The organism is Candidatus Odyssella thessalonicensis L13 (assembly GCF_000190415.1).
Lineage (GTDB): Bacteria > Pseudomonadota > Alphaproteobacteria > Paracaedibacterales > Paracaedibacteraceae > Paracaedibacter > Paracaedibacter thessalonicensis.
This window is the reverse complement of the sequence record NZ_AEWF01000001.1, coordinates 499,958-513,648: the sequence shown is the minus strand read 5'-3', so window position 1 is coordinate 513,648 and position 13,691 is coordinate 499,958. Positions and strand designations below refer to the sequence as shown.

The following is a 13,691-nucleotide window of genomic DNA, read 5'->3' as shown; positions in this document are numbered from 1 at the left end:
CTGTGCCCACGCTATGGAAGCTCCTTCTTCCAGGTCTAGGGCCGCCAAACTCTCTAGCCAGCCTTCCCTCTATAAGCTACCGGATATGGTGAATAAGGAGCAACTTGTCCAGAGTTCTGTGGTGGTGCAGTGTGGAACTGTGAGGGGTGGTGGGGTCGCCATCAGTGATAAATTTATTCTGACAGCTGCGCATAACCTTACTGGTGCAGTGTTATATAATGCTAAAGTTCGATGTTTCGCAGTAGCGTCCTATCAGCCAGAATATAGAGTTCCTTTAAGGGAACTATTTGTTAATGCAGAGGACAATGGCTGCTATGTTCCTGATTATCATAAGACCTCATCCTTCCGGGAACTTATTATTTCTCGTATGCATATACACACGCAAACTTCGATTCGTGAAATGGGAGAGTCTGAACCCCGAATGTCAAATTTGCAGGGGCTCCTGCGAACCCTTGTAGAAAATCTGGAGTATGGTCTGCACAGTGCAGAAGAATATGCTGCTAATGGATGGGAAACTGAATTTATAAATGAAGGGGAGACCGTATCAAGAATCGCACATATAGTTGGCCCTGATGTTGCTCTCCTTGAATGTCAAGAGCCTCATAAACTTTTGCCCGTAGAAATATCTGAACCATTAAATGATGACAGGCCTCTGGTTCATGTCGTCGGAATTGCAGGCAACAGATACGCGGATACCTTTGACACCTCTTTAACTGGAGGGACAATAATTTTTAGTAAGAATAGGGCAGAGTTTGTTTTTTCTCCGCGAATTGCGGGACAGCGCTTTAAGTGTCTGCCAGCTTATCCAAATAACTTAAAGCTATGGTTTAACCGACCATTCTTAAAAATTATGGGTAATAAACGCTATTTTATTCATAATGAAGTTTATCCCAACGCTCCCGAAGGTTTTGGGTTGATCAGGGCCGGAGAGAGTGGTTCGGGAGCATTTGTTGTAAAAGAAGGTAAACCTTATCTAGTTGGTGTTTCCTGTTCAGGTAAAGTACAAGGCGTATTTGAAACTATCCATAGCTTTCTAGAACAAGAAGACTTTGATCTGGCAAAGATAAAGCATCTGCCAGGCGGAGAGATATTATGGAAGATTTATCACGGTTCTCTTCAGGTAACAGATAAAGATAAAAAATGGTATATAGCTCAAGCATTAGCCGATGTGACCCATTTAAAGTCGTGGATTGATAATATTGTGAATAATGCAGAGCCAAACAATAATTCTTAAGCTTAAGAAGAAATCTCTGTGCTTAATGAAAGAGCATTAAGAGGTGTCTAGGGCTGCTGTCTTAAGTGTCTACGAGAATTATCTAGATATTGATCTAGCCAATACTCAGATAATTTCTTACTTTGCTTGCTGGGGCAATTATTCTTGTAAATAAGAGCAAGCTGTAAGGCGGCCTCGCTATTTCCTTGGGTCGCTGCGCTTTCAAGCCAATTAATCGACTTTGGTAAATAACACGCATCAGTTAGATAATGGCGTCCTAAATAAAGCTGAGCTTGAATCCTTCCCTTGTGAGCATCACGCTCCAAATCTTCCATTGAGACTGATAACTGATAAGCAGCAGCAGCTAAAGATGGGCAAGGCAAAAACTGTTCTGCATCTCTTGCTAAAATAGCGGTCGATAATAATTTGTTCCAGGACGGAGGGGTGAGGGGAGACATCTCTTGATTAAGCATGGGAGCGTGCCCATCACCTTGCTCAGATGTATGCGATACGTTTTGCTCAGAGGCTAGGACAGCTAAGCTAAGGCTTATAAGGGAGATCGGGTAGAAGATGCAGTTGTTGTTAGCCACTTTCTCGGTCCCGCTGTTGTGGGTGCATTATTATTAGCTACAGCAGATGAACTTTGTATTCAACTCCAAAAGCTCAACTTATAAGATAAAATTTACCGTAGCAGAAAGAAAATTATTTATTAAGAAAGCTTCTTCTTAAGCTTATCATTAAAAAGGGGGACAAGATATTTGTCCCCCTTAATACTGATCCTTTTTCTGGTCTTCGTGTTAAGTGCTTATCCATGCATACGCGAAGCGTCATCAACTTTTATGGTGTGGCGATTACGGAAGTACACCACCAAGATTGCCAAGCCGATGGCTGCTTCAGCAGCAGCAACCGTTAAAATGAAAATCGTAAAAATCTGCCCTGCTAGATCTTGAAGATAGCAAGAAAAGGCTACAAAGTTAATGTTTACAGATAACAGGATTAATTCAATGGACATCAAGATGATGATCACATTGCGGCGATTCAGAAAGATCCCCATAATACCAACTGTAAACAGCAGCGCGGCGAGCACTAAATAATGGCTTAATCCAATGGTAAGCGCTTGATCTAATATCATAGGGAGACTCCTTTGCCAGATTCAATTTTATGGAGTGTCAATGTATCTGATGGGTGGCGGCGCATCTGTTGATTCGGATCCTGGCGGCGTGTTTCTGGCCTAAAACGCAGTGTAAGAGTAATAGCTCCAATCATAGCCACCAATAAGATCAAACCAGCGAGTTGGAAGGGTAAGATATAGTCGGTATAAAGTACACTGCCAACCATTTGCGTATTGGTCATCGTTGAGCTGTGTAAGGCCACGGTCTTAGTCAGTTGCTTGGTTGCCGGCCAAGTCCACATCACCAAGGCCAGTTCTGCCGCCAGAATGATGCCAATTAAAGCCGAGAAGGGGGCATATCTAGAAAAGCCTTGCCGCAGTTCTTGGAAATCAATATCCAACATCATGACAATGAATAAGAACAGTACTGCTACGGCACCAACATAAACGATAGAAAGTAACATTGCTAATAGTTCTGCTTGTAACAGCAAGAAAAGCCCCGTGCCATTAAGGAAACAGACAATAAGAAATAACACCGAATGCACGGGATTGCGGGCTAGAATGACCCCACAGGCTGACATAATCAAAATGCCAGCAAACATGTAAAATAATAAGGCTTCACCAATCATTTTTGATTCCTATACAACAATATTTATCCTAGCGATACGGAGCATCTTTACGTAAGTTGTCTGCTATCTCTCTTTCCCACCGTTCGCCATTTGCTAAAAGGCGTTCCTTATCATAATAAAGTTCAGGATGAGTAAAGGTTGAAAATTCAAAGTTAGGACCTTCAACAATGGCATCAACGGGGCAGGCTTCTTGGCAAAAGCCGCAATAGATACACTTGGTCATATCAATATCATAGCGGGTGGTGCGGCGGCTACCATCTTCCCGCTCTTCGGCTTCAATAGTGATGGCTTGGGCTGGGCAGATGCCTTCACACAGCTTACAAGCAATGCATCTTTCTTCCCCATTGGGATAACGGCGTAACGCATGCTCGCCCCGAAACCGCGGGCTTAACGATCCTTTCTCATAAGGATAATTAATTGTCACCTTGGGGCGAAATAAATAGCGTAAAGTAAGCCACATTCCCTTGGCAATTTCGACTAGGGCCCAATGACGAAGGCGTTTAAATAAGGTTGACATCTATTCCTCCTATATCTTAGGCAGCCAGCCCATAAACATTAAGAATCCTGCACTTAAGACGACCCAGACCAGAGTAAAAGGTAAAAATACTTTCCAGCCGAGTCGCATTAATTGGTCATAGCGATACCGCGGCAAGGTAGCACGCACCCATAGAAAAATAAACAATAAAAAGCATATTTTTAAGATAAACCAGATAAAGCCAGGAATTAAATTGAGCGGAAAGATATCCATGGGCGGTAACCATCCCCCTAAGAACAAAAGGGCAGAAATTGCGCTCTGTAAAATCATATTCGCATACTCACCCAAGAAAAAGAGAGCAAAGGAAAGGGAAGAATATTCGACGTGGTAACCTGCCACTAACTCTGATTCAGCTTCGGGTAAGTCAAAGGGATTGCGATTGGTCTCTGCCAAGGCTGAGATAAAGTGAATGATAAACATGGGCAATAGTGGAATTGCAAACCATAGACCTTTTTGTGCTTCGACAATTTTAGTTAGGTTAAGGGAGCCCACACATAATAACACGGAAATAATAACCAGTCCGATCGAAACTTCATACGATACCATCTGAGCGGCGGAGCGCAAAGCGCCGAGAAAGGCATAGCGTGAGTTGCTGGCCCAGCCCGCAATAATAATGCCATAAACGCTTAAAGAAGACACGGCAAAGAGGTACAAAACGCCAACATTGATATCAGCAAAAACCCAGCCATAATCAAAGGGAATCACCGCCCAGGCGGCAATCGATAGCGTAAAGGTAATCACCGGGGCCAAGATAAAAAGATACTTGTTGGCAAGGGTAGGGACAATGTTTTCTTTATGCATTAACTTGAGAGCATCGGCAATGGGTTGCAAGAGGCCAAACCATCCTGTTACATTCGGGCCTTTGCGCATCTGCATCAGCCCAATAATGCGCCGTTCTGCATAAGTTAGATAAGCCACTCCTAAAATAAGAGGCACAATTAATAGCAGTGATTTGATAGCAATTGTCGCCATGTCAATGGCATAGGTTTGAAGTTGGGAATAAATCATTGCAAAATCCATGTGCCCTCCTATGCGCATTTTTTACTGCAGCCACTGCCAACAATTTCCGCCATACATGCTGCCATAATGCTGGAATGCCGACTAATCGGATCCGTCATATAGAAGTTAACGATAGGCGATTTAAAAGAAATATGGCTCAATGTTTCAGGATATTTCGAGATAATTTTAGTCCAAGGCGCAGCGCTAACTTGGTTGAGCTTGGCAAAAATGGGATTGATCTCAATCATTTTCTGGATGATATCTTGGCGGGTCTCAAATTTAAAGTTGAAGCCTAATTTCACTGCCACTTCATTGAGTAACCACCAGTCTTCTTGAGCTTCCCCAGGGTTAGCTACGGCTTTTTCTGTTTGCTGCGGCCTGCCTTCTGTATTGACATAGGTGGCAAACTTTTCAGTGTAAGCCAAGCCCGGTAAGATAATGTCGGCTCGGTGCGCCCCTTCATCACCATGATGCCCTATGTAGATCACACACGCCTCACCAAAACTGCCTCCCGGAATATTATCAACATTGTTCAACAGGATGGTCTTAATTTGTCCACGCTGGCAGGCCACAAGAATCTCATGCACATTTAGGCCTTTATCCTGAGGAACAAATCCTAAGTCTAACGCACCCACACGGCCTGCGGCCGTATGCAAGACATTAAAGCCATTCCAATCATCCTGAATCATATTATACTTTTCAGCGATCTCTTGGCAAAGGCGAAGAATTTCACGGCTATCACGGCGATTGAGAGCCCCTTGGCCAATAATGATCATCGGCTTGCGGGCTGCTTTCAGTTGCGCGCAAATCGGATGTGCATCTTCCAGGATTTCCTTAATCACCGGCGCCTGTTCACTGACATGCGTATAAGGATAGGTTAAATCATAGGCTTGTCCCACCGCGGCAACGTTTAAGCCACCTTGAAGATATCTTTTGCGAATTCGGGCGTTAATTAACGGTGCCTCATGGCGAACATTGGAAGCGATAATGAGAATGAAGTCGCTCTCTTCTATGCCGGCAATGGTGCTGTTAAAGATATAGGTTGACCGATTGCTGGCGTCATGAACTGTTTCATCAACGCGGCAGTCTAGGTGAGGGGAGCCTAAGGCTAACATTAACTCTTTTAAAACGGTAACTGATTCACAATCTGCTAAGTCGCCACTTAATGCTGCAATTTCATTGGCAGGCGTCGCCTTTAACACATGGGCCACTGTATTAATCGCTTCTGTTAAAGGAACAGCCGTTAGTTTACCTTCTTTGCGAATGTAGGCCTTATCCAGGCGTTGGCGGGCTAGGCCATCATAGGAAAAGCGGGTTTTATCGCTAATCCATTCTTCATTGATTTCCTCATTAAGGCGCGGCAGCACCCGCATAACTTGTTGACCACGGGTGTCGATGCGAATGTTAGATCCTACCGCATCCATAACATCAATACTATTTGTCTTGGTTAATTCCCACGGCCGTCCATGAAAGGTGTAGGGTTTATTGGTCAACGCTCCCACCGGGCAAACATCGATTAGGTTGCCAGATAGTTCAGAGCTTAAAGCGCCTTCCAAGTAACTGGTAATTTCAGTATGTTCACCGCGATGAATGCCGCCCATTTCTGGGGTGCCTGCAATTTCAGTGGCGAAACGCACGCAGCGGGTGCAATGAATACACCGTGTCATTATGGTCTTAATTAAGGGCCCCATATACTTATTACTTACCGCTCTTTTATTGAGATCGAAGCGACTAGTGGAGGGGCCATAACTTACAGTTAAATCCTGAAGATCACATTCGCCGCCCTGATCACAAATGGGGCAATCTAAAGGATGGTTGATAAGCAAGAGCTCAAGCACCCCTTTACGCGCCTTTTCCACAAGCGGCGTATTGGTCCGGATAACCATTCCTTCCGCCACTGGCATGGCACAGCTTGCAATCGGTTTTGGTGATTTTTCCATTTCCACTAAGCACATCCGGCAATTACCAGCGATCGATAAACGCGGATGATAACAGAAGTAAGGAATTTCGAATCCGGCTTGCTCGCAAGCTTGCAGCACGGTCAGGCCATTTTCGACGTCGATTTCTTTATCATTGATGGTCAATTTCGGCATAACTATTTTCCTTTAAGCTGCATTTTTCTTAGCATAAGCACGGATGCGATCTTCCAATTCAGAACGGAAATGGCGAATCAAGCCTTGGACGGGCCAGGCAGCTGCGTCACCCAAAGCGCAAATGGTGTGTCCTTCAATTTGGCGCGACACTTCTTCAAGCTTATCAATATCAGAGATCTCACCTTGGCCTTTGACCAAACGTTCCATCATCCGCCACATCCAGCCGGTTCCTTCACGGCAGGGCGTACATTGACCGCAACTTTCGTGCATATAAAATTTGGATAGCCGTGCAATGGCTTTAATAACATCGGTTGATTTATCCATGACAATCACCGCTGCGGTGCCCAATCCAGAGCGCACTTCTCGCAAAGCATCAAAGTCCATTAATACGCTGTCGCAGATCTCTTTGGGGAGAAGGGGGACCGACGAGCCACCGGGAATAATTGCTTTCAAATTATCCCATCCGCCTCGCACGCCACCGGCATGCTTTTCGATCAGCTCGCGTAAAGGAACGCTCATAGCTTCTTCCACATTACACGGGTTGTTAACATGGCCGGAAATACAGAAAACCTTGGTGCCACTATTGTTAGGGCGGCCAAAGCTTGCGAACCACGCAGCGCCGCGCCTTAAAATAGTGGGAACGACAGCAATACTTTCAACATTGTTCACGGTTGTTGGGCAGCCGTATAAGCCGGCCATGGCCGGAAACGGTGGTTTTAGGCGTGGAAAACCTTTGCGTCCTTCCAGGCTCTCAAGCAGAGCTGATTCCTCACCGCAAATATAGGCGCCCGCACCTCGGTGGACATAGAGATCAAAGTCCCAACCGGTTTTAGCTGCATTTTTACCTAATAAGCCTGCTGCATAAGCTTCGTCAACGGCTGTTTGCAAGGCTTCTGCTTCACGATAATATTCACCACGAATATAGATATAGCAGCTGTGAGCGCCAATGGCGAAGGCTGCAATTAACGCTCCTTCAATAAGCTTATGGGGCTCGTTACGAATAATATCGCGATCTTTACAGGTGCCGGGCTCAGACTCATCCGCGTTGATGACCAGATAAGACGGACGCGGATCATTTTTAGGCATAAATGACCATTTTAAGCCGGTTGAGAAGCCGGCCCCACCGCGGCCACGCAAACCTGAGTTCTTAACTTCCTCGATAACCCAGTCGCGGCCTTTGGCAATAAAATCTTTGGTTTTATCCCAATCACCGCGCTTTTTAGCGCTGGCTAAAGCAGCGGGCTCATATCCATAAAGATTTGTGAAAATTCTGTCTTGATTACTCAGCATCTTTCACCTTCTTCTTGCGTGGTGTCTTGGGGGCTTTAGCTTCAGGAGCTTCAGTTGTTGTCGCACATTGGGCCGGCGACGAACATTGGCGGCCGATCTGGGAACCAGTTTTAACCTCTTTACCTTGAGCTAACTCATCAAGAAGCTTTACAAAAGTGGCCGGACTCAAGTCTTCATAATAGTCGTCATTAATTTGCACGACCGGGGCATTGACACAAGCCCCTAAACATTCGACTTCCATCAAGCTAAATTTACCGTCAGCCGAAACTCCACCCTCTGCAATTTTAAGGTGGTCCATGCAAGCAGTTTTAAGGTCTGCGGCTCCTCTTAGCCAGCAAGGTGTTGTGCCGCACAGCTGAATGTGATGCTTGCCCACCGGCTTTAAGTTAAACATTGTATAAAAAGCCGCAACTTCATGCACGCGCATTGGCGGCATGGCCAACAGGCGCGCCACTTCTTCAATAACGGCTTGAGAGACCCAGCCCCCATTTTGACGCTGTCCTAAATCAAGGAGGGGAATAACCGCGCTGGCTTGGCGTCCTTCTGGATACTTGGCAATGTACTTTTTTACCTTCTCCATATTTTCAGGAGAGAAAATAAATTGAGGTTGGTCTTCGTTGGGTTTTGCTGTCATGTTTTTCACCGGTCAATCTCTCCGAAAACAATGTCGAGGGACCCTACAATCGCTGTTACGTCAGCGAGCATATGGCCGCGAGAAAGGAAATCTGTTGCTTGCAGGAAGGCAAATCCAGGAGCCCGAATTTTGCAGCGATAAGGACGATTGCTGTCATCGGAAATTAAGTAGACCCCAAATTCTCCTTTAGGAGCCTCTACAGCTGTATAAACCTCTCCTGCAGGAACATGGAACCCTTCTGTATAAAGCTTAAAGTGATGGATTAAGGCTTCCATGGAATGTTTCATCTCGGTGCGCGGCGGTGGTGTCACCTTGCGATCATCGGTAACAATCGGTCCGGTCGGCATTTTGTCGATACATTGCTGCACCAGCTTAACAGATTCTCTCATCTCTGCCACCCGCACTAGGTAACGATCATAACAATCGCCGTACTTACCCGTCGGAATGTCAAAATCAAGCTCTTCATAGATCTCATAGGGCTGAGATTTACGCAAATCCCATGGCACGCCGGAGGCACGCAGCACTGGTCCCGTAAAGCCCCAGTCCAAAGCATCTTGAGCGGAGATTACGCCAATATCAACGGTTCTCTGTTTAAAGATACGGTTTTCTGTCAGAAGTTCCTCAATGTCATCGATCACTTTCGGAAAACTCTGGGCAAACTGATAAATATCAGCAATAAGATTTGGCGTCATATCTTGATGGACACCACCGGGGCGAACGTAGGCCGCATGGAGACGAGCCCCGCATACCCGTTCATAGAACTCCATAATCTTTTCACGCTCTTCAAAGCCATAGAGGAGCGGAGTAATCGCCCCCACGTCCATAGCAAAGGTCGTAATATTTAAGAGATGGTTGGTAATCCGTCCTAACTCAGAGAAAAGGACGCGGATATATTGAGCCCGGCTTGGTACCTTAACATTCAATAACTTTTCCACCGCCAGGATATAGGCATGCTCCTGATTCATCGGCGCCACATAGTCTAGCCGATCAAAGTAGGGGAGCGCTTGTAAATAGGTCTTATATTCAATGAGTTTTTCAGTACCACGATGCAGAAACCCAATATGGGGATCAGCGCGTTCAACTACTTCACCATCCAAATCTAATAGTAATCTTAACACCCCATGGGTCGCAGGATGCTGAGGACCAAAGTTTAAGGTATAGGTTTTCTTATCACTCATGAGCTCGCCTTCTCATCGCCAGGCAGTGGGTTTTTCTTGTGAAGCATACCTTCCCAAGGACTTAAATAATCAAAATTACGGTAATCTTGGGCTAGAGAGACGGGCTCGTAGATTACCTTGTGTTTTTCTTCGTTGTAGCGAACTTCAACGTATCCTGTTAACGGAAAATCTTTGCGCAGCGGGTGACCCTGAAATTCGTAATCCGTTAATAGTCGCCGCAAGTTAGGATGATCAGAGAAGATGATCCCATATAAATCGAAGGTTTCTCTTTCATACCAGTTGGCTGAGTTATAGACACCACTCACAGAGGGAATATCCATGCCTTCAACTAAAGCAACTTTAACCCGAATCCTTAAATTAAGTTCGATGCTTAACAGATGATAGACAACTCTAAATCGCTTATGATCATCCGGGTAATCAACGCCACACACATCGAGTAAAATTCTAAATAGGCAGTTGGGGTGATCTCTTAAGATAGTGAGAACGCGAACGATAGATCCTGCATAGGTTTCAATCGTTAATTCATCCTTATATTGCTGAGCTTTAATTAAGTCAGGTCCAAGTGCCTCTTGGACAACGGTAGTTAAATGATCCAGTTTTTCCATATTTTCACCTAGAGCACAATGTTGCCGCGACGTCTAATTTTCTGCTGTAATAAAAGCAAGCCATAAAGCAGGCCTTCAGCTGTGGGAGGACATCCGGGAACATAGACATCCACAGGCACAATGCGATCGCATCCGCGAGTTACAGAGTAAGAGTAATGGTAATAGCCGCCCCCATTCGCACAACTTCCCATGGACAATACCCACCGCGGTTCTGGCATTTGATCGTAAACCTTGCGTAGCGCTGGTGCCATTTTATTGGTCAAGGTGCCGGCGACAATCATTAAATCCGATTGTCGGGGAGAAGGGCGGAAAAGCATCCCAAATCTATCCAAGTCATAGCGACTGGCGGCCGTATGCATCATTTCAACAGCACAGCAGGCCAGACCAAAGGTCATAGGCCACAGCGACCCGGCTTGGGCCCAACCAACGACTTTATCAATTTGAGTTAAAATGTAGCCTTTAGAATTGATCTCATCATTGAGTGACTGAAAGAGAAGCTTTTCGTCCTGCATGTCGGCAGGAAGCGTACTACGAATAGTCTCATAATTAGTATGCTGGTGATTTTTCATTCCCAATCTAGTGCTCCTTTGCGCCATTCATAGATAAATCCAACTGTTAAGACTGCCAGAAAGGCCATCATTGAACAAAATCCCACCCAGCCAATGTGGCTTAATGTAATCGCCCAAGGAAATAGGAAGGCAATTTCAAGATCAAAAATTATAAATAAAATTGCGACGAGATAAAAGCGGACATCAAACTTACTCCGCGATTCGCCAAAGGGCTCAAAGCCACATTCATAGGAGGAGAGTTTTTCTGGATCAGGCTTATTTTCGCCGCGGAGCCACGATATAACAACCAATGCTATCGATAAGCCTGCTGCTAATCCTAAAAATACAAGGATTGGCAAGTAATTAGTGAGATACCCTTCCATTTCCCCCGTCTCATCATCAATAGACTTTAATGTCACAGTATCATGGTTTTAAAACCATTGCACTAGGGTATTTAAAATTTTTTCTTTTATTCGAAGCCTTTGTTATTACGCTGTATTAACTATTGTGGTCAATTTTTTAAGCCTATAACTAAAATTTTAGTAACATCGGGTTGATATAAAGACCTTGACAGTTTAGGGACGGATCTTTTACATAAGAACTATGCCCAAATGGCGGAATTGGTAGACGCACCAGCTTCAGGTGCTGGCGGGGGTTTCCCCGTGGAAGTTCGAGTCTTCTTTTGGGCACCATCTAACACATTAATCAGGTTTAAGGAGCAGACATTCATGAAAATTTTCTTCTACAAGAATGATCTGCCAGCTGATCTTGATTTGGGCCAATCTGTCGCGATTGATACAGAAACCATGGGCCTGAAGCCCAGTCGCGACCGTTTATGTTTGGTCCAGTTGTCTTCGGGGGATGGCAATTGTCACCTAGTGCAAATGGACCCTACGGGTGAGGTTTATCCCGAGAATCTTATTGCTTTATTGAGCGACGATACGGTTGAGAAGATTTTCCACTATGCTCGCTTTGATGTTGCTGTGCTGATGCATACTTTTGGGATTTCCCTAAGCAATATTTACTGTACTAAGATTGCCTCCAAACTTGTGCGCACTTATACTGATCGCCATGGTCTCAAGGAACTGTGTAAAGAATTGTTAGGCGTCGAGATCTCTAAGCAAGAGCAAAGCTCCTATTGGGGGGCGGATGACTTATCTGAGGACCAGAAAAAGTATGCGGCGACTGATGTTCTTTATTTGCATCAGCTGAAAAAGATCTTGGATGTACGCCTTGAAAAAGAGGGGCGTCTGGAATTGGCACAAGAATGTTTTCATTTCATTTTAACGCGTGCTTACTTGGATCTGTTGGCCGGCGAAGATTTTGATATCTTTTCTCATTAAAATTATTAACAGAATCTTTACCGTCAAGTCTTGAACTCCATAAAAAAACTCCTATCTATAAAGGGTAGAGCACAGTCTTTACACGGAGGATTCAAGTATGCAATATCCATTCAATCTGCACCTCTTTACGTCAGCCAATATCTTAGATGCGCATCGTAGGGAGAGCGATTTATCCGGTGCTGTTCAGCTTTCTTTAAAAGTAAAGGAGCAGCAAGTGCAAGAGGTAACTAAAGCAACGGTAAAAAAAGATGGCTCTCGCACCTTGCAAACCAAAGACCCTAAGCCTGAAAATAGCTAAAGACTCTCAAAGATCTTTAGTTGGCCAGTAGTCGATCCCCGACTAACGGGCCTAAATGTTTAAAGAGTTAAAGAACTGAACTTTTCCGTACGCTTTGAGTTAAGCGTGTATCTATGAATTCTTGAGTATTCCAATTCAAGTGTTATCTGTGAAGTGTCAAAAGAAACGTTACACTTTTCTTCTTGTGCATGAAGGGAGAATTAATTTTCCATTCTTGCTATGCTTCCAATTTTCTCTGTTATCCTTATCATTCTCTTGTGGGAGCAATTTTATTCAACAAAATACAGCTGCCACACATTTTTTCTAGAGTAAATTTACATACCTCCTTTTCAAATAGCTTCTAATATAGAGGAAAGAAGAGAGCGGGAGCTATTTTCTTAGAATTGGATCCCTTACTGCCTAAGACTAACCCGTTTATAAGCCTTAACCTTTCTAATTATCCTTAATAGGCTCCCTGTAGATGTGCTTCGCAAAAATAGCAGATGAGATAACTTCTAGATTTTATTGTGCAGTAAATTGTGGTAGATATATTGATTTTAATTAAAATATTAGTGTTTATTTGCCAATAAGGTGTTCAATGCAGGAGATACTTATAAAATTGTTGCTAGCAAGTAGCATAGTTCTGGCTTGTGTCGTAGACAAAGTCTCAGTAAACGACATCCCCCTAAGCAGCGAGGGCTTGCGAACAAGAACTACGCAACTTCACGCCCCTGACATCCTATTACATAACAATATTGATATCCGTAGAGAAGAAGCTAATTCTTGTGAAGGCTTAATGGAGCAGGCCGCATCCCCCGAAGAGAAAAGTAGTTGTGAAAAGGGCGCTGAGAACACTGATCATAGTTATTTGGGGTTTAGTTTTGATGAACTTATGGTTCAGGCAGAAGCGGGTTATCCAGAAGCCCAGTATGCTATAGGGGAATGTTACTTAGAAGGCAAAGGAGTTGAGAAGAATGAGACCTTAGCTTTTGAGTGGTTTATGAAGGCTGCAACGCAAGGACTCGCCAGAGCAAACAATGACAGCACAACGCGCAAACCTTGAGTTTCTTCAAGAGTAAATCGCTATTGTGGCTTATATTAAAAATGGATTTCTTGATATATTATATCAGGGTGTTTATGAACGTAACCAACTTCTCAAATCAATCTATCCTTGCTTAGGGGAGTAACTAAGCCATAAAACAGTGATGCTTTAAATTGACCAATTCAAATGGATCT

The 13,691-nt window shown here is 44.4% G+C and carries 16 protein-coding genes and 1 tRNA gene; 5 read left to right on the top strand and 12 right to left on the bottom strand.

What is annotated here, in order from left to right; genetic code table 11:
• Positions 1 to 13: 13 nt before the first annotated feature.
• Positions 14 to 1,234, top strand: coding sequence for a hypothetical protein (locus tag HMO_RS0102515; protein ID WP_217490974.1), 1,221 nt, complete (start codon positions 14 to 16; stop codon positions 1,232 to 1,234).
• Between the two features lie 47 nt (positions 1,235 to 1,281).
• On the opposite strand, the gene HMO_RS0102510 is transcribed toward HMO_RS0102515, so the two are convergent.
• From HMO_RS0102510 to HMO_RS0102455, 12 genes are all read right to left on the bottom strand, one after another.
• Complete coding sequence (locus HMO_RS0102510) at positions 1,282 to 1,803, bottom strand: SEL1-like repeat protein (protein WP_010298351.1); 522 nt, start codon at positions 1,801 to 1,803, stop codon at positions 1,282 to 1,284.
• 215 nt (positions 1,804 to 2,018) lie between these two features.
• The gene (gene nuoK, locus HMO_RS0102505) at positions 2,019 to 2,345 is read right to left on the bottom strand and encodes an NADH-quinone oxidoreductase subunit NuoK (RefSeq protein WP_010298349.1); all 327 of its coding nucleotides are present in this window, start codon (positions 2,343 to 2,345) and stop codon (positions 2,019 to 2,021) included.
• The gene (locus HMO_RS0102500; protein ID WP_010298346.1) at positions 2,342 to 2,953 is read right to left on the bottom strand and encodes an NADH-quinone oxidoreductase subunit J; all 612 of its coding nucleotides are present in this window, start codon (positions 2,951 to 2,953) and stop codon (positions 2,342 to 2,344) included. Before HMO_RS0102500 ends, nuoK begins: the two co-directional genes overlap by 4 nt.
• Positions 2,954 to 2,981: 28 nt before the next feature.
• Positions 2,982 to 3,470, bottom strand: coding sequence for an NADH-quinone oxidoreductase subunit NuoI (nuoI, locus tag HMO_RS0102495; RefSeq protein WP_010298342.1), 489 nt, complete (start codon positions 3,468 to 3,470; stop codon positions 2,982 to 2,984).
• A 9-nt stretch (positions 3,471 to 3,479) separates the two neighbouring features.
• The gene (gene nuoH / locus HMO_RS0102490) at positions 3,480 to 4,508 is read right to left on the bottom strand and encodes an NADH-quinone oxidoreductase subunit NuoH (RefSeq protein ID WP_010298339.1); all 1,029 of its coding nucleotides are present in this window, start codon (positions 4,506 to 4,508) and stop codon (positions 3,480 to 3,482) included.
• Between the two features lie 8 nt (positions 4,509 to 4,516).
• Positions 4,517 to 6,580 (bottom strand): NADH-quinone oxidoreductase subunit NuoG, encoded by a 2,064-nt coding sequence (gene nuoG, locus HMO_RS0102485; protein ID WP_010298335.1) that lies wholly within the window; start codon positions 6,578 to 6,580, stop codon positions 4,517 to 4,519.
• 12 nt (positions 6,581 to 6,592) lie between these two features.
• On the bottom strand, positions 6,593 to 7,870 hold the full coding sequence (gene nuoF / locus HMO_RS0102480; RefSeq protein ID WP_010298333.1) for an NADH-quinone oxidoreductase subunit NuoF: 1,278 nt from the start codon (positions 7,868 to 7,870) through the stop codon (positions 6,593 to 6,595).
• Positions 7,860 to 8,504 carry an NADH-quinone oxidoreductase subunit NuoE gene (gene nuoE, locus HMO_RS0102475; protein ID WP_033444469.1) on the bottom strand — a complete coding sequence of 215 codons (645 nt, stop codon included), beginning with the start codon at positions 8,502 to 8,504 and terminating at the stop codon, positions 7,860 to 7,862. The genes nuoF and nuoE overlap by 11 nt, the downstream gene beginning before the upstream one ends.
• 5 nt (positions 8,505 to 8,509) lie before the next feature.
• Entirely contained in the window at positions 8,510 to 9,682 is a 1,173-nt protein-coding gene (locus HMO_RS0102470; RefSeq protein ID WP_010298327.1) for an NADH-quinone oxidoreductase subunit D, read from the bottom strand.
• Entirely contained in the window at positions 9,679 to 10,287 is a 609-nt protein-coding gene (locus HMO_RS0102465) for an NADH-quinone oxidoreductase subunit C (protein ID WP_010298325.1), read from the bottom strand. Before HMO_RS0102465 ends, HMO_RS0102470 begins: the two co-directional genes overlap by 4 nt.
• Positions 10,288 to 10,295: 8 nt before the next feature.
• On the bottom strand, positions 10,296 to 10,799 hold the full coding sequence (locus HMO_RS0102460) for a NuoB/complex I 20 kDa subunit family protein (protein WP_033444468.1): 504 nt from the start codon (positions 10,797 to 10,799) through the stop codon (positions 10,296 to 10,298).
• A 53-nt stretch (positions 10,800 to 10,852) separates the two neighbouring features.
• The gene (locus HMO_RS0102455; protein ID WP_010298317.1) at positions 10,853 to 11,218 is read right to left on the bottom strand and encodes an NADH-quinone oxidoreductase subunit A; all 366 of its coding nucleotides are present in this window, start codon (positions 11,216 to 11,218) and stop codon (positions 10,853 to 10,855) included.
• Between the two features lie 222 nt (positions 11,219 to 11,440).
• On the opposite strand from HMO_RS0102455, the gene HMO_RS0102450 reads away from it, so the two are divergent.
• The 4 genes from HMO_RS0102450 to HMO_RS13505 all read left to right on the top strand — a co-directional run bounded on the left by HMO_RS0102450 (position 11,441) and on the right by HMO_RS13505 (position 13,518).
• Positions 11,441 to 11,527 (top strand) — tRNA-Leu (locus HMO_RS0102450).
• Between the two features lie 36 nt (positions 11,528 to 11,563).
• On the top strand, positions 11,564 to 12,178 hold the full coding sequence (locus tag HMO_RS0102445) for a ribonuclease D (RefSeq protein ID WP_010298314.1): 615 nt from the start codon (positions 11,564 to 11,566) through the stop codon (positions 12,176 to 12,178).
• 97 nt (positions 12,179 to 12,275) lie between these two features.
• Positions 12,276 to 12,476 (top strand): hypothetical protein, encoded by a 201-nt coding sequence (locus tag HMO_RS0102440; protein WP_010298309.1) that lies wholly within the window; start codon positions 12,276 to 12,278, stop codon positions 12,474 to 12,476.
• Between the two features lie 577 nt (positions 12,477 to 13,053).
• Positions 13,054 to 13,518: a tetratricopeptide repeat protein gene (locus HMO_RS13505; RefSeq protein ID WP_010298307.1), complete on the top strand. Its 465-nt coding sequence runs from the start codon at positions 13,054 to 13,056 to the stop codon at positions 13,516 to 13,518.
• The last annotated feature ends 173 nt before the right edge of the window (positions 13,519 to 13,691 follow it).